This is a genomic window from Streptomyces kebangsaanensis, assembly GCF_001906585.1.
Taxonomy (GTDB): domain Bacteria; phylum Actinomycetota; class Actinomycetes; order Streptomycetales; family Streptomycetaceae; genus Streptomyces; species Streptomyces kebangsaanensis.
Window position 1 is genome coordinate 1 of the sequence record NZ_JUJA01000007.1, and the last position, 1,072, is coordinate 1,072.

Here is a 1,072-nt window from a genome sequence, read left to right on the forward strand (position 1 = left end):
GGGCAGGCCGTCCAGGCTGGTGGCCACGTGCTCCTTCTTGGTGAAGTACGCGTTCAGCGAGGCGTCGTCCTCGCGCGCGAAGCGCTTGCCGTGCAGGTCGCGGTCCGCCTCGTACGCCATGAAGGGCACCGCGTATCCGCAGGTGTCCCGGATCAGTTCGGCGCGCACGACGATGATCGCGCGCAGTCCGTGCGAGGCCGGGTCGATGCCGGGGAAGCGGCTGAGGAGGTCCTTGAAGCGCGGGTCGTCGCGGAAGACCGGCTCGCCCCTGCCGTGGACGCGGACGATGTTGGGCGGCCCCTGGAAGGCGCACCACATGAGGGTGATCCGGCCGTTCTCGCGCAGGTGCGCGATCGTCTCCGCGTTGGACCCGGCGAAGTCCAGGTAGGCCACGGTGTGCTCGTCGAGCACCGCGAAGGAACCTTTCAGCCCCTTGAGGGAGAGGTTGACCGTGCCGTCGCCGGACAGCGGGGCGGTCGCGGTGAAGAAGAGGGGCTGCTCCTCGATGAACGTGCGCAGCCTGCCGTCTATGCGCTCATAGGTCTTTCCCATGCCTGACGATTGTTCCGGCATTCCTTTCGGCTGTCTAAAGAATTGCGCGATCCGCTCGACCCGCCGCGGCCGCCCCGGCCGGCGCTTGTTCGGGGCGGCCACGGCTGCCTGTCACCTCACTTGGTGAGCGTGCAGGCGGCCAGGGAGTCCAGTCCCTGCGGCTTGGCGGCCGTACGGCCGATCGCCGTCGCCATCCGGTTGATCGTGGCCACGCGCTTGTCCTTGAGGGGGCCGAGGATGGCGTTCTGCACGAAGTTGGGGCCGCCCTGTCCGACGGTGTTCCGCAGGCGGGTGTTGGCCTCCTGGATCTGGGTGTCGAGCAGGGCGAGGTTGCGGTCGATCTCGGCCTGGGCGGAGGCGGGAACCGCGGGGAGCTGCGACTTCACGTCGGGGCAGGTGATGGTGCCGGCGGCGGCGCTGCCCGCATCGCCGGCGTTGTTGTTGCCCGCGTTGCCGTTGTTCGCGTTGCCGTTGTTCGCGCCCGCCCCGTTGCCGTTGCCGCCCGCGTTGCCCGCCGCCC

General features: G+C 69.6%; 1 protein-coding gene and 1 pseudogene. Both read right to left on the reverse strand.

Annotated elements, in window-relative coordinates; translation table 11 throughout:
• A partial coding sequence (locus RH94_RS00265; RefSeq protein WP_073945668.1) for a pyridoxamine 5'-phosphate oxidase family protein occupies window positions 1-552 on the reverse strand: 552 nt, incomplete at its 3' end.
• A gap of 116 nt (window positions 553-668) precedes the next feature.
• Window positions 669-1,072 (reverse strand): annotated as a pseudogene (locus tag RH94_RS00270) (hypothetical protein); the annotation flags it as partial.